Annotated in this window: 22 protein-coding genes; 20 read left to right on the top strand and 2 right to left on the bottom strand. The window is 64.3% G+C overall.

Annotated features, from left to right (window positions below):
* Positions 1–22 precede the first annotated feature (22 nt).
* The 4 genes from SC1_RS08280 (at position 23) to SC1_RS08295 (ending at position 4,221) form a co-directional block, all read left to right on the top strand.
* Complete coding sequence (locus SC1_RS08280) at positions 23–919, top strand: oxidoreductase (protein WP_062179964.1); 897 nt, start codon at positions 23–25, stop codon at positions 917–919.
* 218 nt (positions 920–1,137) lie between these two features.
* Positions 1,138–2,277: a site-specific DNA-methyltransferase gene (locus SC1_RS08285; RefSeq protein ID WP_062179967.1), complete on the top strand. Its 1,140-nt coding sequence runs from the start codon at positions 1,138–1,140 to the stop codon at positions 2,275–2,277.
* Entirely contained in the window at positions 2,277–3,407 is a 1,131-nt protein-coding gene (gene folP, locus SC1_RS08290; RefSeq protein WP_062179971.1) for a dihydropteroate synthase, read from the top strand. Before SC1_RS08285 ends, folP begins: the two co-directional genes overlap by 1 nt.
* Positions 3,408–3,414: 7 nt before the next feature.
* On the top strand, positions 3,415–4,221 hold the full coding sequence (locus tag SC1_RS08295; protein WP_062179974.1) for a hypothetical protein: 807 nt from the start codon (positions 3,415–3,417) through the stop codon (positions 4,219–4,221).
* A 1-nt stretch (position 4,222) separates the two neighbouring features.
* Here SC1_RS08295 and SC1_RS08300 read toward each other — a convergent pair whose 3' ends face one another.
* Positions 4,223–5,653, bottom strand: coding sequence for a sigma-54 dependent transcriptional regulator (locus tag SC1_RS08300; protein WP_062179977.1), 1,431 nt, complete (start codon positions 5,651–5,653; stop codon positions 4,223–4,225).
* A gap of 241 nt (positions 5,654–5,894) precedes the next feature.
* Between SC1_RS08300 and SC1_RS08305 the strand changes: the two genes are divergently transcribed.
* From SC1_RS08305 to SC1_RS08340, 8 genes are all read left to right on the top strand, one after another.
* Positions 5,895–6,017: an aa3-type cytochrome c oxidase subunit IV gene (locus SC1_RS08305; RefSeq protein WP_062179980.1), complete on the top strand. Its 123-nt coding sequence runs from the start codon at positions 5,895–5,897 to the stop codon at positions 6,015–6,017.
* Between the two features lie 10 nt (positions 6,018–6,027).
* Positions 6,028–7,149, top strand: coding sequence for an NAD(P) transhydrogenase subunit alpha (locus SC1_RS08310; RefSeq protein ID WP_062179983.1), 1,122 nt, complete (start codon positions 6,028–6,030; stop codon positions 7,147–7,149).
* 4 nt (positions 7,150–7,153) lie between these two features.
* Positions 7,154–7,519, top strand: a complete 366-nt coding sequence (locus SC1_RS08315; protein WP_037510620.1) for a PH domain-containing protein — start codon at positions 7,154–7,156, stop codon at positions 7,517–7,519.
* Between the two features lie 108 nt (positions 7,520–7,627).
* Entirely contained in the window at positions 7,628–8,230 is a 603-nt protein-coding gene (locus tag SC1_RS08320) for a fasciclin domain-containing protein (protein ID WP_062179986.1), read from the top strand.
* 40 nt (positions 8,231–8,270) lie between these two features.
* The gene (locus SC1_RS08325) at positions 8,271–8,870 is read left to right on the top strand and encodes a fasciclin domain-containing protein (RefSeq protein WP_062179989.1); all 600 of its coding nucleotides are present in this window, start codon (positions 8,271–8,273) and stop codon (positions 8,868–8,870) included.
* A gap of 165 nt (positions 8,871–9,035) precedes the next feature.
* The gene (locus SC1_RS08330; RefSeq protein WP_039573456.1) at positions 9,036–9,317 is read left to right on the top strand and encodes a proton-translocating transhydrogenase family protein; all 282 of its coding nucleotides are present in this window, start codon (positions 9,036–9,038) and stop codon (positions 9,315–9,317) included.
* Between the two features lies 1 nt (position 9,318).
* Positions 9,319–10,806: an NAD(P)(+) transhydrogenase (Re/Si-specific) subunit beta gene (locus SC1_RS08335; protein WP_062179992.1), complete on the top strand. Its 1,488-nt coding sequence runs from the start codon at positions 9,319–9,321 to the stop codon at positions 10,804–10,806.
* Positions 10,807–10,934: 128 nt separating this feature from the next.
* Positions 10,935–11,630, top strand: coding sequence for an aspartate/glutamate racemase family protein (locus tag SC1_RS08340; protein ID WP_062179995.1), 696 nt, complete (start codon positions 10,935–10,937; stop codon positions 11,628–11,630).
* A gap of 43 nt (positions 11,631–11,673) precedes the next feature.
* Here the strand turns inward: SC1_RS08340 and SC1_RS08345 are convergent, their stop codons facing one another.
* Positions 11,674–12,087: a DUF2147 domain-containing protein gene (locus SC1_RS08345; RefSeq protein WP_152682339.1), complete on the bottom strand. Its 414-nt coding sequence runs from the start codon at positions 12,085–12,087 to the stop codon at positions 11,674–11,676.
* A 97-nt stretch (positions 12,088–12,184) separates the two neighbouring features.
* Between SC1_RS08345 and SC1_RS08350 the strand changes: the two genes are divergently transcribed.
* From SC1_RS08350 to SC1_RS08385, 8 genes are all read left to right on the top strand, one after another.
* Positions 12,185–13,399, top strand: coding sequence for a parallel beta-helix domain-containing protein (locus tag SC1_RS08350; RefSeq protein ID WP_062180001.1), 1,215 nt, complete (start codon positions 12,185–12,187; stop codon positions 13,397–13,399).
* Positions 13,396–14,424: an SO2930 family diheme c-type cytochrome gene (locus SC1_RS08355; RefSeq protein ID WP_062180005.1), complete on the top strand. Its 1,029-nt coding sequence runs from the start codon at positions 13,396–13,398 to the stop codon at positions 14,422–14,424. Before SC1_RS08350 ends, SC1_RS08355 begins: the two co-directional genes overlap by 4 nt.
* A gap of 7 nt (positions 14,425–14,431) precedes the next feature.
* Entirely contained in the window at positions 14,432–15,064 is a 633-nt protein-coding gene (maiA, locus tag SC1_RS08360; protein WP_062180008.1) for a maleylacetoacetate isomerase, read from the top strand.
* The gene (locus SC1_RS08365) at positions 15,061–17,127 is read left to right on the top strand and encodes a TonB-dependent receptor (RefSeq protein WP_062180010.1); all 2,067 of its coding nucleotides are present in this window, start codon (positions 15,061–15,063) and stop codon (positions 17,125–17,127) included. Before maiA ends, SC1_RS08365 begins: the two co-directional genes overlap by 4 nt.
* Positions 17,128–17,214: 87 nt before the next feature.
* Positions 17,215–17,661 carry a MarR family winged helix-turn-helix transcriptional regulator gene (locus SC1_RS08370; protein ID WP_062180013.1) on the top strand — a complete coding sequence of 149 codons (447 nt, stop codon included), beginning with the start codon at positions 17,215–17,217 and terminating at the stop codon, positions 17,659–17,661.
* Positions 17,654–17,935, top strand: a complete 282-nt coding sequence (locus tag SC1_RS08375) for an HPr-rel-A system PqqD family peptide chaperone (RefSeq protein WP_062180016.1) — start codon at positions 17,654–17,656, stop codon at positions 17,933–17,935. Before SC1_RS08370 ends, SC1_RS08375 begins: the two co-directional genes overlap by 8 nt.
* A complete protein-coding gene (locus SC1_RS08380; protein WP_062180018.1) occupies positions 17,932–18,810 on the top strand; it encodes an HprK-related kinase A in 879 nt (292 codons plus the stop codon). Before SC1_RS08375 ends, SC1_RS08380 begins: the two co-directional genes overlap by 4 nt.
* Entirely contained in the window at positions 18,807–19,820 is a 1,014-nt protein-coding gene (locus SC1_RS08385) for a nucleotidyltransferase family protein (protein WP_083435756.1), read from the top strand. The genes SC1_RS08380 and SC1_RS08385 overlap by 4 nt, the downstream gene beginning before the upstream one ends.
* Positions 19,821–19,896 lie beyond the last annotated feature (76 nt).

Here is a 19,896-nt window from a genome sequence, read left to right on the forward strand (position 1 = left end):
CCGAAACCAAGGGGGGAAAAGGATGAGCAGGGGATTTACGGCCGACGATGTGTCGGTCCAGACCGGCCGCACTTTCCTTGTCACCGGTGCCAATGCCGGGATCGGTTTCGAAGTCTCAAAAATCCTCGCAGCGCGCGGCGCACATGTGGTCCTCGCCTGCCGCGACGAGGACAGGGCCGAGGTCGCGATGAACCGCATCTGGATCGACGTGCCAAAGGCTGAGCTTTCGTTCCAGCCGCTCGATCTTGCCGATCTCGACCAGGTCCGCGATGCGGCGAAGGCCGTGCTCTCGGGTCCGCGGATCGATGTGCTGATCAACAATGCCGGGGTGATGATCCCACCGAGGACGCTGACGAAGCAGGGTTTCGAGCTGCAATTCGGGGTCAATCACCTGGGCACCTTCGCCTTCACCGGGCTGGTCCACGGCCATGTCGACGACCGGATCGTCATCACCGGCAGTATCGCGCACAAGAGCGGCGCGATGGATTACAGCGATCTGTCGGCGTCGCGCAGCTATCATAATTGGGCGCGCTATCAGATGAGCAAGCTCGCGAACCTGCTCCATATGTTCGAACTCGACCGTCGTTTGAGCGCCGCAGGACGAGCGACGCAGGCGATCGGATGCCACCCGGGGGTGGCGCTCACCGAACTGACCCGGCACCTGCCGCTCCCGCTACGCACGATGACGCCGCTTGCAGGCCCCTTTTTCAACAGCGCAGCGCAGGGTGCCTGGCCGACGCTGCAGGCGGCAACGGGCGCGCGCGTCCAGGGCGGCGACTATCTGGGGCCGCAGGGGCTTGGTGAGATATCGGGACGCTCGGGGCCCGCGCGCGCAACTCGCGACGCGCGCGATCCAAAGCTGGCACGCGAGCTTTGGATGCGTTCAATCGAATTGACCGGGGTCGATCCGGGGCTTTGACCCCGCACCGCAAAAAATTTTTCGGAAGTGAGTCCTCACCGCCACACTACCAGTGGTTGAGTCTGCGATTCGCTGATGACTCCATATGGTGTGGCAGACTCGTTTCGTTCTCCTCGCGTTAACCAGTTAGAGAGGCGGAATCCCTAGACTCCTGCGCTTGACGGCGGACTCCGCCTGACTCATCAGGGCCTTCTTACGAGCAAGGAACGGGGTGAAGCATGGGTGTTATGGAACGGGTCAAGGCGCCGGCGGCGAAGCTGCGGACGCCCAAGGTAGACCCCGCGGACCTGCCGCTCGACAGCATTTTGCAGGGCGATTGCGTCGAAATGATGCGCAGCCTGCCCGCCGCTTCGGTCGATATGATCTTCGCCGATCCGCCGTATAACCTCCAACTCGGCGGCGATCTGCTGCGTCCCGACGGAAGTCAGGTCGATGCGGTCGACGACGATTGGGACAAGTTCGACAGCCTCGCGACCTACGATCGCTTCACCCACGCCTGGCTCAAGGAAGCGAAGCGCATCCTGAAGCCGAACGGCAGCATCTGGGTGATCGGCAGCTATCACAATATTTTCCGCGTCGGCACCGCGCTGCAGGACAATGGATACTGGATCCTCAACGACATCGTGTGGCGCAAGGCGAACCCGATGCCGAATTTCAAGGGCACGCGCTTCACCAACGCGCATGAGACGCTGATCTGGGCGTCGATGGGCGAAAAGTCACGCTATACGTTCAATTATCGCGCGATGAAGACACTGAACGACGAGCTTCAGATGCGCTCGGACTGGCTGATCCCGATCTGCGGCGGTCAAGAGCGACTGAAGAAGGGCGGCACGAAAGTCCATCCGACGCAGAAGCCCGAAGCGTTGCTCTATCGCATCCTGCTCGCCTGTTCGAACCCCGGCGACGTGGTCCTCGACCCCTTCTTCGGCACCGGCACGACGGGCGCGGTGGCAAAGCGCCTCGGCCGCCATTTCATCGGCATCGAGCGCGAGGATGATTATATCGCGGCCGCGCTGGAGCGCATCGAACTGGCGCTGCCGCTCGATGAAAGCGCGGTGAAGACGATGATGGCGCCCAAGGCGGCGACGCGCGTCGCGTTCGGTACGCTCGTCGAATGCGGCATGATCGCACCAGGAACGGTACTGACCGACGCCAAGCGCCGCTGGAAGGCGAAAGTGCGGGTCGATGGCAGCCTCGATTGCGACGGCCAGCCGGCGGGGTCGATCCATAAGGTCGGTGCAAGCCTGCAAGGCGCGCCGAGTTGCAACGGCTGGACCTTCTGGCACGTCGACAATGGCAAGGAATTGCGCGTGATCGACGCGGTACGGCAGGATTGGTTGCTGGCGAACGAAGCCTGATGTTCCAGCCGCTGACCAAGCCCGACCTCGGCGCCGCGTCAGCGGACGCGCAAATCTATTGCCGCCCGACCTGCTTCGTCGATCGGCCGCACGAACTCGACGACAATTGCCTGCGGATCGCCGACACGATGGTCTGGTTCGCCGCCTGGCATGTCAGCCTGCGCGACGGACTGACGGTCGAATCGACGATCGTTCCGGTTTCCGAATGGAATGCCTGGGTCGCGGCGATGCCCGACCGGCTGGCGCAATCGGCGACGGCGCAGCGCGACGGCGTCGTGCGGCCGCGCGGCAATCTGCAACTGGGCGAGCGGACGATCCGGCTGAATGAGCCGCAGCTCATGGGAATATTGAACGTCACGCCCGACAGCTTCTCGGACGGCGGCAAGCATGTCGACGTCGCCGCCGCTGCCGAGGCCGGGTTTGCGATGGGCGCGGCGGGCGCCTCGATCATCGATGTCGGGGGTGAATCGACGCGCCCCGGCGCCCCGGTGGTGTGGGAAGGCGACGAAATTAAGCGTATCGAAGGCGTCGTCTCTGCGCTCGCGCGCGGCGGGGTCGCCGTGTCGATCGATACGCGCAAGGCTGCGGTGATGGAGGCGGCGCTCGCCGCCGGTGCGCGGATCGTCAACGATATTTCGGCGCTGCGTCACGATGATCGTGCCATGGAAGTGGTCGTGCACGCTGGGTGCCCGGTCGTGCTGATGCATGCGCCGTCAGCCAAGAGCGATCCGCATGAGGGCGGCGCCTATGCGCACGTGCTGTTCGATGTTTACGACATGCTGGCCGAGCGCGTGGCCGCGTGCATTGCCGCCGGGGTCGACCGGTCAAAGATCATCGTCGATCCGGGGCTGGGGTTCGGCAAGGGAGTCGGCGACAATCTGGCACTGATCAACGGGCTCGCGCTGTTCCATACCTTGGGCTGCCCGATCCTGTTCGGCGCCAGCCGCAAGCGGATGATCGGCGCGCTCGACAATGAGGCGGCCGCCGACCAGCGGCTCGGCGGCACCGTGGCGCTCCACTATCAGGCGGCGACGCAGGGCGCGCAGTTGCTGCGCGTCCATGACATCGCCGAAAACCGACAGGCGCTGCGCGTCTGGCGCGGCCTGCGCGATGCGGCGCTGACGGGCTGACATAAAGATGGCGGCGTTGTTTCAGCTCCTGTTTCTGGGGCTGCCGCTCTTCCTGCTTTTGGCGCCGCGAAAGATTTATGGGTGGGTGCTCGGCGTATTCGTTTTGGCGGTCGGTTGGCTTTCCTGGGAGCTCGGCCGCCCGATGAGTATGGACAACGACTGGGGACGGTGGGGCCAGATGATTGTAATGGGCGCGATGCTGCTCTGGCTGGCGGCCTATGGCCTTCGCGCCCTGATCGACCTGATCGTCTCACGGAAATTCCGTCTCGATCTGATCGACTATCGCCCCTTCAGGGCGGGGCTTGCCATCGTCCTTACCGGATGGTCGGGTTGGCAGTTCGCATCGCCCATCGCGCGCTGGGTCGGTGGTTGGACATTGTTGATCATCGGCGCGGCGGTCTCGCTGTTCCTGCTGACGCTTGCATGGCGATCGGTGCGCGGTCGCTGGGTCCTTATCCCTGTCGGCGCCACGATTATCGTCGGAATGGTCAATATTTTGAGCTGGCCGCCAGCCGTTGCGCGCGCAGCGGAGGCGCGCGCCGTAGGACAGCCCTATTGCATCATGATCGGTGACGGGGACGGGGACTATCGGCCCGCACGCACGGTGCTCGACCTGTCGCCGCTCCTTATGCGCGCGACGGAAAGTCCGCACCTGCGCAACCAGCATGCGCTGTTGATCTTTCGCGGCGGTGGCGGTCTGCATTTTTCATATCGGCGTGAACGGTTCGAGCAGGGGTATGAAGGTGACGAGTATGTCGACCATCCGCTGTGTACGCCGCGCCCCTTTTTCGCGGCGCAGCTTCCCCTGTGGTAGTTCAGGCCGCGGTATCGATTCCGAGATCGCTCAGCTTGCGATAGAGCGTCGAGCGGCCGATGCCGAGGCGCCGGGCGACTTCACTCATCCGGCCGCGATAATGGCCGATCGCGAGGCGGATTACGTCGGCTTCGATTTCCTCGAGCGGACGCAGATTGCCGTCGGGCAGGTATAAAGTAACGCCGATCGCCTCGCCGTTGATCGCGACGTCGCGGTCATTGCTGGCCCCGCCGCCAAGCGCGGCTTCGATCGCGCGGAAGTCGGCGCTGGTCAGGACGTCGGTCTTGCTCTCGACCGCAGCGCGGAACAGCACATCCTGCAACTGGCGGACATTCCCCGGCCAGGCATAGGCGGCGAGGAGGCGAAGCGCGTCGTCGGTGACACCGATCGTCGCCATACCCGGCAGCCCGCCGATGCGTGCGAGCAGGTGGCGTGCAAGCGGGCCGACGTCGCCGCGGCGCTCAGAGAGCGAGGGTAGGGTGAATTGCGCGCTCGACAGCGCGTAGAACAGATCCTCGCGGAAGTGGCCGGCCTCGATCAGCTTGTCGAGCGGGCTTGCGCTTGTCGCGATGATGCGCACGTCGACGCTCTGGCGGATCGATCCGCCGATCATCTGGACTTCGCCGCTGTTGAGGAATTCGACGAGCTTGGCCTGCGTTTCAAGCGGGATACACTCGACATGGTCGATGATGATGCTGCCGCCGTCGGCCTGAACGAGGCGCCCGACCTGCCGATCGAACGCGCCGGGAAAGGCGCCGCGTTCGTGACCGAAGAGCCCCGAACCGATGAGCCCTGGCGACACCGCTGAGCAATCGACCATGACGAGCTGGCCGCGCGCACGCGGGCTGGCGCTGTGGATCGCGCGGGCGAAGACTTCCTTGCCGGTGCCGGGCTTGCCGTTGATCATCACCGGCACGCGTGCGCGCGCGGCCTTGGCGGCGATCGCCAGCGCGCTGCGGAAATTGGGGCTCGAACCGATGATTTCCTCGAACGCCAGCGGCGCACGCAGCTTTTCGGTCAGCGGGCGGAGTTCGCCCTGCGGACCGCTGGTCGACACGACGCGGTCGAGCGCTTCGAGAAGGCGGTCGGGTGCGATGGGCTTCTGGACGAAGTCGCTGGCGCCGGCGCGCATCGCGCTGACCGCGACCTCGACGCCGTTGCGCATCGTGATCACGACGAGCGGCAGGGCGGGGCGCCAGCGGCGCAGCTCGGCGACAAATTCGGCGATATCCATCCCCGGCGCACCCTGGTCGACGAGCACGGCGTCGAGCGCCATACCTTCCTGGGTACCGAGCTTCGCAAGCGCGGTATCGGTATCGGGTGCGATGACGCTACGCCAGCCGCCCCGCGAAACGAGGGCGGCGAGGAAGCGCTGCTGGGCAGGCTCGCTGTCGACGATCATGACCGTTCGCGTGTCGCGCGTGTTCGTCATCGTTTCGAATCTGCCCCCTGAACCGACATTGCTATGGGTTTGTTCTGCTGAGGGCTGCATGTGTATCCGACAGGGGTAAAAGGGCGATTAAGGGCATTCGTCTTTTCCCGTAGCGATGTCCAGCGATCAAACCCGCACTTGAGCATGGCGGGGTGCGTGGCTAAGACCGGCGCGATAACCGATTCTGGGGTGCGGCGCTGTGCGCTCGCGCACAGGAACGGAAGGTAAAAGGGGAAAAGCGATGGCACAGCAGGAAATGAAGGCAGCCGAAGAAACCTACGCGGGTTTCATCAGCCTGTTCAAGATCGGCTCGATCATCACCGCGATCGTCGTTATCGGCGTCGTCCTTCTCATCGCGTCCTGACCGGACCGGCATGCGCATCGCCGTCTTGAAGGAGCTCGCCGCCGGCGAGACCCGCGTCGCCGCGACCCCCGAAACCGTGAAGAAATTCATTGGTCTGGGCGCCGAAGTTGCTGTTGAATCGGGCGCGGGCGACCATGCGTCGATTGCCGACGCCGATTATAGCGCCGCAGGCGCCAAGGTCGGCACCCGCGCCGATGCGCTGAAGGGCGCGAACATCATTCTTGCCGTGCAGGGGCCGGATCCCAAGGGGCTTTCGGGTTTTGCCGACGGTGCATGGCTCGCTGCGGGCCTTAATCCGTTCGGTGAACGCGCCCGTGTCGACGACTATGCGAAGCTCGGGCTCGAGGCGCTGGCGATGGAATTCATGCCGCGCATCACGCGCGCGCAGTCGATGGATATTCTCTCAAGCCAGGCGAATCTCGCGGGCTATAAGGCGGTGCTGATCGCGGCCAACGCCTATGGCCGCGCCTTTCCGATGATGATGACCGCCGCCGGCACGGTGAGCGCCGCAAAGGCGTTCGTGATGGGTGTCGGCGTTGCGGGGCTGCAGGCAATCGCGACCGCGCGGCGCCTCGGCGCGCAGGTCAGCGCGACCGATGTGCGCGCGGCGACCAAGGAACAGATTCTCAGCCTTGGCGCCAAGCCGATCTTCGTCGAAACCGTCGCGGGAATCGAGGGCGAAGGCGCCGGCGGCTATGCCACGGAAATGTCGGACGAATATAAGGCGGCGCAGGCCGAACTCGTGTCGTCGCATATCGCCAAGCAGGACATCGTCATCACCACCGCGCTGATCCCGGGTCGCCCGGCACCGCGGCTGATTTCGGACGCGCAGCTTGCTACGATGCGCAACGGCAGCGTGGTCGTCGACATGGCGGCCGAAAGCGGCGGCAATGTCGAAGGTTCGGTCGCGGGCGAGACCAAGAAGATCCACGGGGTCACCGTGATCGGGGCCCGGAATATTGCCGCGCTGATGCCCGCCGATACCAGCGCGCTGTTCAGCCGCAACCTGTTCAACTTCCTCTCGGCATTCTGGGACAAGGAAGCGGGCAAGCCCGTGCTCGACGAGGAAATCGGCAACGCCGTGCGGCTGACGCAGGGCGGCAAGGTCGTTAACGAGCGGCTGCTGGGCTGAAGCGATGGGACTGTTCAGCGCCGGGGATATCGACATCGCCGGCGCGCAGGCCGAATTTCAGGCATGGCTGATCGAGGGCGAGCGCGTGCTCGCCGCGTTCCGGACCATTCGCGACACCGTCTTGCTCACGAACCTGCGCTTCATTTTCGTCGATGTGCAGGGCCTGACGGGATCGAAAAAGGATTTCCAGAGCATTCCCTGGCGCTCGGTCACGCGTTTCTCTTTCGAGACCGCCGGCACCTTCGACCTCGACGCCGATATGAAAGTATGGGTTTCGGGCGCCGCGACGCCGCTCGAGGTCAAGATTTCGCGCAAGAGCGACCCGCAGAAGATTCAGCAGTTGATGGCGCAATTGATCGTCGGTCGCTGATAAAATCGTAAAAAATGGCCGTTTTCGGCCTTTTCATGAAACTTCCTTTGGTTACTATGCGTTCAGGGTTTTCCTAACTCTGACTCTCAACCAATTGGAGAATGATTGATGTCGTCTGCGAAGCTTTTCGCCACTTCCCTGTTCGTGCTTGCCACCCTGTCGCCCGCTTATGCGCAGGAAACTCCGGCTCCGGCCGAAGCCGAAGTCGCGGCCGATGCTGCTGCCCCCGCCGAAGCAGCGGCCCCTGCCGCGCCCGCGCAGCCCACCGGTATCGCGCTCGAAATCGCTGCCAAGCCCGATCACAAGACGCTGGCAACCGCGCTGACCGCCGCGGGCGTATCAGAAATGCTTGCGGGCCAGCCCTTCACCATCTTCGCGCCCACCGATCAGGCTTTCGCCGCGGTGCCGCAGCCGATGACCGACTGGCTAATGAACCCGGGCAACACGGAATCGCTCGCCAAGGTGCTGACCTATCATGTCGTCCCGGGACGCGTGACCGCCGAGGATCTGTTCGCAAAGATCAAAGCCGGCGGCGGCAAGGCGACGCTTGCGACTGTCGAGGGCGAGACGCTGACCTTCACAGAGGTGCAGGGCAACATCAAGGTTGACGGAACGCAGGGCAGCAGCGGCTTCATCACGCAGGCCGATGTCGAACAGTCGAACGGTAACATTCATGTCATCAATGGCGTGTTGATGCCCACCTTCGGCTGACGATTCGGGCCGCTGCGTCCGTTATGCGAAGGGTAAGAATATGAAAACTCATCTGATCTTGACGGCCGCAGCGGCCGCGCTCGTGCTGTCGGGCTGCGGTGGCAAGAACGAAACACCGACGGAAACGACGAAAGCTGCTAACAGCGAAACCACCCCCGTGCCCGCCGCGGGCGCATCGCAAATGGTGGCGAGCGGCACGATCGCGGCAAATCTTGCGGCCTCGCCCGATCACAAATCGCTGGCGGCGGCGGTGACGCAGGCCGGGCTTGCCGAGACGCTTTCGGGCGCGGGGCCGTTCACCCTGTTCGCGCCCACCGATGCGGCTTTTGCGCAGGTCCCGCCGGTCACGCGCGACGGCTGGATGCGACCGGCGCAGAAGGACGTGCTGGCGGGCGTGCTCAAATATCATGTCGTTCCCGGCAAGCTGACCGCCGCCGACCTTGCCGCGAAGATCGCCGAAGGTGGCGGTAAGGCGGTGCTCAAGACCGTCGACGGGCAGGACCTGATCGCGGCGAAGAGCGGTAACACGATCCTGCTGACCAGTGCGAACGGAGACAAGGCGACGGTAACGCAGGCCGATGTCGGTCAGTCGAACGGCGTCGTTCATGTCATCGACGCGGTGCTCGTTCCAAAGATGTAAAAAACGATGCCGGGCCGACCGGCGAAGCGATATTTTATGTCGTAAAGCGCCCGCATTTCTCACGCTGAGGAATGCGGGCGCTTCTTTTTGGGTGCTTTGGAGTCGACACACCCGGCGGGGCGCGGCAAGAGGTGCGCGAAACGGAATCAGCAGGGGAGCGAGCCCGTGGATTTTATCGCGATTTTTTCGATTTTCGTACTGGCCTGCTTTGTCGGCTATTTCGTCGTCTGGTCGGTGACCCCGGCGCTGCACACGCCGCTGATGAGCGTCACCAACGCCATTTCGTCGGTGATCATCGTCGGCGCATTGATCGCCAGCGCCGCCGCTGGCTCGGCGTCGTCGAAATGGCTCGGCCTCGCTGCCGTGGTAATGGCGAGCATCAACATCTTTGGCGGCTTCGCAGTTACCGCACGCATGCTCGCGATGTACAAGAAGAAGGAGCGCTGAGATGGAATTTCAGTCGATCCTTTCCGCCGCGACCGGCGGCCATGGCCTCGCGGTCAATCCCTGGGCGGCCGTCGCTTATCTGGTAGCGGGCGTCCTGTTCATTTTAGCGCTGCGCGGGCTGTCGAGCCCGGCAACGGCGCAGGCCGGTAACCGCTTCGGGATGGCGGGCATGCTGATCGCGGTCGTGACCACGCTGCTCACCCACGCGCCGGCGACCGCCGACGGGCTCCTCGATACGGTCGGGCTGGTCGAAATCCTCGTTGCGATCGGCATCGGTGCCGTCATCGGCATCGTGATGGCGCGGCGGATCGCGATGACCGCGATGCCGCAGCTTGTCGCGGCGTTCCACAGCCTTGTCGGCCTCGCCGCGGTCGCGGTGGCGGCGGCCGCCTATCTCAACCCCGTCGCATTCGGCATCGCCGATGCCGCGGGACAGATCCATGTCGTGAGCCGTGTCGAGATGGGGCTGGGTATCGCGATCGGTGCGATCACCTTCTCGGGATCGGTCATCGCCTTCCTCAAGCTCAACGGCAATATGTCGGGTTCGCCGATCATGCTGCCCGGGCGGCACATCATCAACCTCGGCACACTCGCCGCGATCGTCGCGCTGACGGCTTATTTCACGCAGGACCAGTCGCCGTGGGTGTTCTGGACGATCACCGGCCTCAGCTTCGCGATCGGCTTCCTGCTGATCATCCCGATCGGCGGTGCCGACATGCCGGTCGTCGTGTCGATGCTCAACAGCTATTCGGGCTGGGCCGCGGCGGCGATGGGCTTCACGCTCGGCAACACCGCGATGATCATCACCGGTGCGCTCGTCGGCTCATCGGGTGCGATCCTGTCGTACATCATGTGCCGCGCGATGAACCGCAGTTTCATCAGCGTGATCGCGGGCGGCTTTGGTGCCGACGATTCGGGCGGTGGCGCGGGCGGTTCGAAGGAACAGCGCCCGTGGAAGCCGGGCAGCGCCGAAGACGCCGCCTTCCTGATGAGCCAGGCCGAAAATGTCATCATCGTCCCCGGCTACGGCATGGCGGTCGCACAGGCGCAGCATGCGCTCCGCGAAATGGCCGACCAGCTGAAAAAGGAAGGCGTGAACGTCAAATATGCGATCCACCCGGTCGCGGGACGCATGCCCGGCCATATGAACGTGCTGCTCGCGGAAGCCAACGTTCCCTATGACGAGGTGTTCGAGCTTGAGGACATCAACGGCGAATTCGCGCAGTGCGACGTCGCCTTCGTCATTGGTGCAAACGACGTGACCAACCCGGCGGCAAAGACCGACAAGACCTCGCCGATTTACGGCATGCCCGTGCTCGACGTCGAAAAGGCGAAGACGGTGCTGTTCGTGAAGCGCTCGATGGGCGGGGTCGGCTACGCCGGCGTCGACAACGACGTCTTTTACATGGACCAGACGATGATGCTGCTCGGCGATGCGAAGAAGATGGCCGACGATATCGTTAAGGCGTTGAGCGGTAGCGGGCACTAAATCCGACGACCCGATCAAAACTCCGTTCGTGCTGAGCTTGTCGAGGCACTGTTTTTTCCTCTACCGGATGAAAGAACGGCCCTTCGACAAGCTCAGGGCGAACGGATTTCTGTTTTTCTGGAGATGAAATGCGCAAAATCGGCCTGATCGGGGGAATGAGCTGGGCATCGACCGAGCTTTATTACCGCCATCTCAACAAGGGCGTGCAAAAGCGCCTCGGCACCGCCTGTTCGGCACCGATCCTGATGGAAAGCCTCAACTATTGCGAGCTGTCGCGCATCACGACGCCGGAGCAATGGGCGCATGCCAAAGACGTGCTGATCGCCTCGGCACAGCGGCTCGAAGCGGCGGGTGCGACCGCGCTGATGATCGCGGCCAATTCGATGCACAAGGTGGCCGAGGATGTCGCTGCGGCGATCTCGATCCCGATCCTGCATATCGTCGACGAAACCGGCGAGAAGATGAAGGCCGACGGGATCAAGGCGGCGGCGGTGATCGGCACGCGCAACGTGATGACCGAACCCTGGTTCCGCCAGCGCCTCGTCCGCCACGGACTGACGCTCGCGCCCTATGACGCGAGCCGCGCCGACGAGATCGACCGGATCATCTATGAAGAGTTGATGCTCGGCAAGGTGAACGAAAGTTCGCGCCGCACGATGAAGACCTTTATCACCGACATCGCAAAGCAGGATATCCAGGCAATCGTGCTGGCGTGCACCGAATTGGTGATGCTGGTTGACACCGACGCCAATCTCCTGCCGATCTATGACACGACGCGGATACATGTCTCCGCCGGGGTCGACTGGATTTTGGGCGAAGATTGATCCTAATTTCCTCCCCGTCGCGAAGCGATGGGGAGGGTAAGAATTAGCTCATCTTCGTCCACGTCACCGTGCGACAGAACAGGCTGACGCAGCCTTTCATCGTCATCTTGCCGCCATTGGCGCGCAGATGCGCCTTGTAATAGCGACCGTCCTCGGGGCTGTAGCCTTCGCCCTTCCAGCCGTCGCCATGCGGCACAAGGTCCCAGTAAATCTGCAGGCCGGTGACCTTGCGGCCGCGCTTCGCCTTGTCGGGGTTACGTTCGTCGAGCTGGCCGCCGGCGGGCTGTTTGATCAGCAGGCGATCGACGCGCCCGCACATTTTGTTGCCGCACGCGGCCATGACGACGACGGCCTTGCCATCGTCGGTTTTCCAGCGCCCGGCAATCGGCGCAGGCGCGGCGGCCATCGACGGCACGGCGATGAGGGCGACAAGCGCCAAACCAAATCTGTGAATCAAAGCGACCTCTCCCCGGGTTAGCTACACATATGTCAGCAACACGCTTGGCATCCGTCAAGTCTTGCACCATGTTCCCCGAAAATAAGGGGAGAGACATATGCGATTCCATGGCCTGCGCCACGCGGCGACGCTTTGCATCGTGGCAGCATTTGCCGCCAATCCGGCGGCGGCGAAAGTTATCAGCGTCAGCGCAACAACGCCCGACGCCAATGAAAAGCTGCAAGAGGCTCTCATCCTCGCCGAGCCTGGGGACATCGTGCAACTGGGTGCGGGCGTATGGAAGCTTACCGACGGCCTGTCGCTCGACGTCGCCAATGTTACCGTACGCGGCGCCGGGGCGGGCGAGGGCGGGTCGATCCTTGATTTTATGGGCCAGCAGGGCGCGGGCGAGGGGCTGCTCGTCACCTCAGAAGATGTCTTGCTCACCGAATTTGCCGTGCTCAACACCAAGGGCGACGGGATCAAGTCGAAGGGCGCCGACCGCATCGTCTATTACAAGCTGCGCGTCGAATGGACCGCGGGGCCAAAGGAAACCAACGGCGCCTATGGTATCTACCCGGTCGAAAGCAGCGACGTGCTGATCGACAGCGTTTTCGTGCGCGGTGCGTCGGATGCGGGCATTTATGTCGGGCAGTCGAAAAATATCGTCGTCCGCGATTCGATCGCGACCGAAAATGTCGCGGGGATCGAGATCGAGAACAGCTATGGCGCCGACGTCCACGACAATATCGCGACGAAGAATACCGGCGGCATCCTCGTGTTCGACCTGCCCAGCCTGCCGATGCAGGGCGGGCACAATGTCCGTGTCTTCGAAAATATCGTCAACGACAATAGTACGCCGAACTTTGCACCGAAGGGCAATATTGTCGCGAGCGTCCCGACCGGCACGGGCGTGCTCATCATGGCGAACCGCAATGTCGAGGTTTTCGACAATGTGTTCGACCAGAACGGCACCGCAAACGTCATGATCGTCGGCTATCGCTACGAGCATAAGGATCCGAAGTACCAGCCGCTGCCGAAGGGCATCGTCGTGCGCGGCAATCAGCATGGCAAGGCCGGCTATGCGCCGAAATTTCCCGGCGGCGACATGATCGCGGCGGCGCTCGGCGGCAGCATCCCGCCGGTGCTGTGGGATGGCGCGGGCGATGCCATCGTGCTCGACAAGGTCGGGGTGCTTTCGCTGAACCTGCCCGATGTGAAAACGCCGCAGAGCGAAGCGAAGCCGGCACCCGCGGACCTGTCGAAGGGCACGCCGTCCCCGGCGCTGCCGGTGATCAAGCTGCCCGATGCGATGGAGGCGAAGGTCCGGTGAAGCGGATATTGGCCGCGCTCTCTGCGGCATTATTATGCTCGAGCGGTGGGGCGGCGCTTGCGCCGCCGGGCGTCGATCAGGCTGTCGTGGAGAGCGACGCGATGCCGCCCAAATTGTCGGAGTTCGGCTTGTTTCGCGGTAATGATCCCGGGCAGCCCGCGACCGGCATCGGCTATACGCTGCGCGCGCCGCTGTTCAGCGACTATACCGAAAAGCATCGCTTCGTCTCGATCCCGGCGGGAAAGAAGGCGAAGGTCGGAAACGACGGAGTCATCGAGTTTCCGGTGGGAACGGTGCTCGTCAAAAGCTTTGGCTGGAACGACGTCAACGGCGGGCGGCCGGTCGAGACGCGCCTGCTGATACGGCGGGCGTCGGGGTGGGTGGCGCTTCCCTATATCTGGGATGCCGACGGCAAGGACGCGACCTTGGCCTTGGGCGGGCGCCGCGTTCCCGTAACCTTCAAGAGCCCCGACGGCGAAACGCATAGCATTCGTTACGCGGTCCCGAACAAGAATCAGTGCAAGGAATGCCACAGCCTTGGCGGAGAGATCGTGCCGATCGGGCCCAAGGCGCGCAATTTCATCGTCGACCCGGCGGCGTCGGGCAAGCTGCGTAGCCTCTATTTCGAAAATCCGGCGGCGCTCAAGCCAGTGATGCCGCAATGGGACGATGCCAAGGCCGGCAGCGTCGCCGATCGCGCGCGCGCCTACCTCGACGTCAATTGCGCGCATTGCCACAATCCGGCGGGCAGCGCCTCGAACAGCGGGCTGTTCCTGCGCTGGACCGATGACCCGGCGGGCGTGAACTATGGTATCGGCAAGCGCCCGACGGCGGCGGGGCGGGGGAGCGGGGGGATGGACTTTGCTGTTGCGCCGGGCGACCCCGACCACAGCTTTCTGATCTATCGCCTCGAAAGCACCGACCCCGGCATCGCGATGCCCGAGGTCGGGCGGTCGACGGTGCACAAGGAAGGTGCGGCGCTGCTGCGGCAATGGATTGCGGAGATGCCGAAAGCATCGCATTAGGCGGGTCATGACCCAGCTCGTCCTCCACGATTATTTCCGCTCCTCGGCCAGCTTTCGCGTGCGTATCGCGCTGAACCTGAAAGGGCTCGATTATGAGCGCGTCGAGGTCAGCCTGATCGCGGGCGAGCAACGCAGCGATGCGTATCTGGAACAGAATGCGCAGGGCTTTGTCCCGATGCTTGTCGTCGACGGCGAACCGATCATCCAGAGCATGGCGATCATCGACTGGCTCGATCGTGCTTACCCCGAACCGCGGCTGATCCCCGAAGAGGCGATGCCGCGCGCGGTCGCATTGGCGCGCGCACAGGTGATCGCGAGCGATATCCATCCGCTCAACAATCTGCGCGTGCTCAAATATCTGAAACGCGACCTTGGCCTCAACGAGCAGACCAAGGACCGCTGGATCGCAACGTGGATCATGCAGGGGTTCGAGGCATTGGAGGCGATGGCGGGCGACGGCCGCTATCTCGGCGGCGATACGCCGGGGATCGCCGACTGCTGCCTCGTCCCGCAAATCTATAACGCGCGCCGCTTCGAAGTGCCGCTCGACGCCTTTCCGCGGCTGGCCGAGATCGACGCGGCCTGCATGGCGCTGGAGGCATTCCAGAAGGCGCATCCCGACGCGGTCAAGCCCGCGTGATCCGCCTTCTGATCGGAACGGCCGCGCTGGCATTGCCGGCGGCGGCGATGGCGCAGGACGCGCAGGCTGAAACGGAGGAATCCGAATTCGATGGCGGCTGTTGCAGCTTTTGGGTTCCGCGCATTCCGACCGAAATCATCATCGTAAGGGGGAGCGGGGCGCTCCAACCGGCGGACGGCGATACGGTGCAGGGCTCCAGCCTGATTGCCTATCCCGAACAGGGCTTGGGCGCTCGCATCGAAAACCGCCTGCGCGACGAGGCGGGCATCGTGCAGTTTCGGCGATCGGACGGGCGCTCCGCCCACCCGACCAGCCAGGGCATCACGTTGCGCGGCCTTGGCGGCAACGCGTCGGCGCGGGCGCTGGTAACGCTCGACGGTATACCGCAGGCCGACCCTTTCGGCGGGTGGGTCGCGTGGAGTGCCTATGACGCGATCAACCTTGGCGGCATCCTTGTTGCCCGGGGCGGCGGGAGCGGGGTCGATGGTCCCGGAGCGCTGGCGGGAACGGTCGGCCTATTCTCGACGATGACCGATGGCGTCGAAGCCAGCATCGCTTATGGCAGCCGCAACGGCTGGGACGCATCGGCGTCGGCCGGCGGCGAAATCGGCGAGGGAAAGGTGGCGGTCGATGGCCGCTATAGCCGCGGCGACGGCTTCATTCCCGTCGCCAACGGCCAGCGCGGCCGCGTCGATCGCGCCGCGCCCTATGAACAGGGCGGACTTGGCCTGCGTTTGCGTTTCGACGCCGGTGACGACAGCCGGATCGAAGCCAGCGTGCGTGGTTTTTCCGACCGGCGCGACCGCGGGACCGATTTCACGCAAAGCAAATTCGACGGTGTCGATGCGAGCTTGCGCTTCGTCCACGATCCAGCCGGCGCGACGCAATGGCTCGCGCTCGCCTATGTCCAACTCCGCGATTTCGAAAGCGGCTTTGCGAGCGTCGCGGCGGGGCGGAACAGCGTCGCGCCGGCGCTGTTCCAGCGCGTTCCCGCGACCGGGCTCGGCGCGCGGTTCGAACTGCGTCCGGCACTCGACGGGGCCAATCCGCTGCGCCTCGGGCTCGACTGGCGGCGCACCGTCGGCCGTACCGAAGAGGATTTCTTCTTTAGCGGCGTGATCCCCGGCCGCCACCGCATCGCCGGCGGCAGCAGCGATACCGTCGGCGCTTTCGCCGAATGGACATCGGGCGACGCGAATGACGGCTTCCTCTGGACGCTCAGCGGGCGCGTCGATCGCTGGTCGCTTGGCGAAGGCTATCGTCTCGAACGCAATATTTCCGGCCCCGTGATCGCCGACCTGCGCTTTGCGGCGCGGCAGGGGTGGGAAGGCAGCGGCCGCGCAGGCGTACGCTGGACCTCGGACGCGCTGTCGTTGCGCGCCGCGGGCTATCGCGGCTGGCGCCTGCCGACGCTCAACGAACTCTACCGCCCTTTCCGCGTCGGCGCCGAGGTGACTACGGCAAACGAAATGCTCAAGCCTGAACGGCTGTGGGGCGGCGAGGTCGGGGTCGACTGGAACAGCGACGGTACGAAGCTGTCCGCGACGCTGTTCGCCAATCATCTGACGAACGCGATCGCGAATGTGACGCTCGCGCCGAACCTCAACCAGCGGCAGAATCTCGACGCGATCGACAGCAAGGGCGTCGAGGTCAGCGCCGAGCAGCGGATCGGCCCCGCGACGCTGCGCGCCACTTATGCTTTCACCGATGCAAAGGTCGACGCGTCGGGCGGCGCCGCAACGCTCGACGGCCGTCGCCCGGCGCAGATCGCGAAGCATGGCGGCAGCGTGTCGCTGCGCAGCAATGCGAATGGGCCGTTCGGTGGCTTTGCGACCTTACGCTATGTCGGCAAGCAGAATGAGGACGACCTCGGGCTTCTGGAACTGGGCGATGCGCTCACGCTGGATGCAGGTGTATCGTGGAAGCTTGCCGAGGCGATCAGCATCGAGGCGCGTGGTGAAAATCTGTTCGACGAACTTGTCCCTGCAGCGATTTCCTCGTCGGGTATCGTCGAACGCGCGACGCCGCGTACGATCTGGGTCGGCGCGCGCGTTTCTTTCTGATTTTCCCGACATTGCGCCCTTCACAGGTCCGAAACAGGCGATAGGATGGTCCGCGCCGGGGTTCACGGTTTTTGGGATATACAAGGCATGGCCGCGAAGAAGCTGAATCTCGACAATTTCCTGCCGTACCGCCTGTCCATCGCGTCAAATGCCCTTTCGAGCCGGATCGCCGCCGAATATGAGAATCGCTTTGGGCTCAAGATTCCCGAATGGCGACTGATGGCGGTGCTCGGCGAGGGACAGCCCAAGACCCAGCGCGAGCTGGTGCAGGCGACGCGGATGGACAAGGTTACCGTGAACCGCGCTGCAAAGGCGCTGGCCGACCGAAATCTGATCGCGCGCCAGGCGCATGAAGCCGACGGGCGTTCACATCATCTGGAACTCACCGAAACGGGCCGTTCGCTCTATGATGCGATCGTTCCTGCGGCGCTGGCGAGCGAGGCGCAGCTTGAATCGAATATCACCGCCGGCGAACGCGCGACGCTGATGGCCATCCTTGCGAAGCTGACTGCCGCCGCCGAAACCTATGACTGATCGCACCTATCGCGCCGCGCCGCCGGGCGCGCTGCGTATCGAGCCCTTGGGTGAGCTGACCGCGATATTCGACCGGCGGTCCATGCAGACGCACCTCGTCGTCTCGCCGATGCCCGAAATCCTCGAAGCCATGGGCGTCGACCCGTGCGGTGCTGCGCTCCTCGCGTCACGGCTTGCGGCAAGCTTCGATTTCGACGGCGATGACGATGTGCAGCCGATCCTTGCCGAGCGGCTCGACGAACTCGCGGCGATGGGGTTGGTGGAGCGGGCGTGAGGCATAGTACGCGCATTGCCGTCGGCCCGGTGCAGTTCCGGATCGGAAGCGACTGGGCCGAACCGATCGCGGCGCTTGAGCGACTTTACGCCGGCTATCCGCGTGACGAAGCGCGCCCCGCCGACGCGACGGTGCGCCTGTTCGCGGCGCGGCCCTGGCGGCGCCGGCTGCGTCCCCCGGTCCATATCGGGGGCGATTTTGTCGTTCCCGACGCGCTGCCGCTCCCCTTGTCGATGGGGCTGCTTGCGGCCGAAATGGGTATGAATTTGCAGGTCGCACTCGGGTGGCGGCGGCACATGCTGCTCCACGCGAGCGCGGTCGCGAAGGACGGCCGCGCGCTGATCATGTCGGGCGAGTCGGGGTCGGGAAAATCGACCCTCGCGGCGCTGCTCGGCGAGAAGGGCGTTGAGGGCGACTGGCGGTTGATGGGCGACGAATTCACGCTGATCGACCCCGCCGCGGGCGACGCCTTTGCCTTTCCGCGCGCGGTCAGCCTGAAGAATGACGCAATTGCTGAGGTCGCGGCGCATGTCGATCCGGCTCGGCTCGGGCCATTGCTTGCGGCGACGCCCAAGGGCGACATTCGTCACCTGATCCCGCGTGCCAGCGCCATTGCCGCGATGCACGAACCCGCGCGTCCTGCCCTGTTGCTGTTTCCGCGCTTCGGCGGCGAAACTGCGATCGAGCCGATGGGCGAGGGCGAGGCGTTCGTGCGGCTGACCGAGGCGTCGACCAACTATGTCGCGCTTGGCGAAGCGGGCTTCGCCGCGCTGACGCGGCTTGTTCGCGAAACGCCGGCGTTCGGCATTTCCTATCCCGACAGCGCCGCCGGCATCGCGCTGGTTGAGCAGCTCTGGGCGGAAACCGCCCGGTGAGCGCGGTGCGGACCTTCGTCGACCTGCTCGCGGCTCGGCGTGCTCCCGCTACGCTCCTCGCGCGCGACTGGGACGGCGTGATCGGGGTCGCGCGTAGCGAGGCGATGCTTGCGACGCTCGCGTATCGTCTTGTCGATGCCGACGTTCCGCGGGCTGTCGCCGCGCTCTTCGCCGACCAGCGCGCGGCCGCCAAGGTCGCGCAGGCGCAGGCCTTGTGGGAGGCGGAGATGGCGCGGCGCGCGCTCGCGCCCGCGGGCATCGAGTTCGTGCTGCTGAAGGGGGCAGCCTATGCCGCTGCCGATATGGCGTGCGCCGCGGGGCGGCAGATCGGCGACCTTGATATCCTCGTTCTCGCCTCCGACATCCGCCGCGCCGAAAATCTGTTGCTCAAGGCGGGATGGGAATGGGTGAAGTCGGATCCCTATGACGACGCCTATTACCGCGAGCATATGCACGAGCTGCCGCCGATGATCCACAAAGTGCGCGACCGGATGATCGACGTCCACCACACGATCCTGCCGCGCACCCACCGGATTACGCCCGATGCGCTGGCGCTGATGAGCGACGCCGTGACAAGCGGAAGCGGCCATGCGGTGCTGAACCCTGCCGACATGGCGTGCCACTGCGCGGCGCATATGCTCGCCGACGGCGATTTGCAGGGCGGTCTGCGCAATCTGTGGGATTTCCACCTGATGACGCGCGAATTCGCGCTGGCCGACGCGGACTATTGGGGCAAGCTCGATGCGCGCGCCGATCTCCACGGGTTGCGGACGCCCGTACATCGGGCGGCGCGGTTGGCGCGCGATCTTTATGGAGCGGAGCTGCCCGGGAAATGGGATCGCCAGGACCCGGCCGATGCGTGGTTTCGCCGCCGCCTGTTGGCGCGCGACGATTGGGGCCGCGTCACCGATCCGCTGCTCGAACAGGCTTTCTATATTCGCTCGCACTGGCTGCGCATGCCGCCTGCGATGCTTGCGAGGCATCTCTGGACGAAGTGGCGCAAGCGCTAAGGGCGGATCGACATTCAGCCCATGACAGCCTGCAAATGGCGATTTCGCGTGCTTCCGGTGCTCACGTACCTGAACT

The sequence above is a fragment of the Sphingopyxis sp. C-1 genome (assembly GCF_001047015.1).
In the GTDB taxonomy this organism is placed as follows: Bacteria; Pseudomonadota; Alphaproteobacteria; order Sphingomonadales; family Sphingomonadaceae; genus Sphingopyxis.

Excerpts from the sequence above, each read along its gene's own strand:
- SC1_RS08280 (WP_062179964.1), top strand. The coding sequence starts at position 23 with ATGAGCAGGGGATTTACGGCCGACGATGTGTCGGTCCAGACCGGCCGC.
- SC1_RS08285 (WP_062179967.1), top strand. The coding sequence starts at position 1,138 with ATGGGTGTTATGGAACGGGTCAAGGCGCCGGCGGCGAAGCTGCGGACG.
- folP (WP_062179971.1), top strand. The coding sequence starts at position 2,277 with ATGTTCCAGCCGCTGACCAAGCCCGACCTCGGCGCCGCGTCAGCGGAC.
- SC1_RS08295 (WP_062179974.1), top strand. The coding sequence starts at position 3,415 with ATGGCGGCGTTGTTTCAGCTCCTGTTTCTGGGGCTGCCGCTCTTCCTG.
- SC1_RS08300 (WP_062179977.1), bottom strand. The coding sequence starts at position 5,653 with ATGACGAACACGCGCGACACGCGAACGGTCATGATCGTCGACAGCGAG.
- SC1_RS08305 (WP_062179980.1), top strand. The coding sequence starts at position 5,895 with ATGGCACAGCAGGAAATGAAGGCAGCCGAAGAAACCTACGCGGGTTTC.
- SC1_RS08310 (WP_062179983.1), top strand. The coding sequence starts at position 6,028 with ATGCGCATCGCCGTCTTGAAGGAGCTCGCCGCCGGCGAGACCCGCGTC.
- SC1_RS08315 (WP_037510620.1), top strand. The coding sequence starts at position 7,154 with ATGGGACTGTTCAGCGCCGGGGATATCGACATCGCCGGCGCGCAGGCC.
- SC1_RS08320 (WP_062179986.1), top strand. The coding sequence starts at position 7,628 with ATGTCGTCTGCGAAGCTTTTCGCCACTTCCCTGTTCGTGCTTGCCACC.
- SC1_RS08325 (WP_062179989.1), top strand. The coding sequence starts at position 8,271 with ATGAAAACTCATCTGATCTTGACGGCCGCAGCGGCCGCGCTCGTGCTG.
- SC1_RS08335 (WP_062179992.1), top strand. The coding sequence starts at position 9,319 with ATGGAATTTCAGTCGATCCTTTCCGCCGCGACCGGCGGCCATGGCCTC.
- SC1_RS08340 (WP_062179995.1), top strand. The coding sequence starts at position 10,935 with ATGCGCAAAATCGGCCTGATCGGGGGAATGAGCTGGGCATCGACCGAG.
- SC1_RS08350 (WP_062180001.1), top strand. The coding sequence starts at position 12,185 with ATGCGATTCCATGGCCTGCGCCACGCGGCGACGCTTTGCATCGTGGCA.
- maiA (WP_062180008.1), top strand. The coding sequence starts at position 14,432 with ATGACCCAGCTCGTCCTCCACGATTATTTCCGCTCCTCGGCCAGCTTT.
- SC1_RS08370 (WP_062180013.1), top strand. The coding sequence starts at position 17,215 with ATGGCCGCGAAGAAGCTGAATCTCGACAATTTCCTGCCGTACCGCCTG.
- SC1_RS08375 (WP_062180016.1), top strand. The coding sequence starts at position 17,654 with ATGACTGATCGCACCTATCGCGCCGCGCCGCCGGGCGCGCTGCGTATC.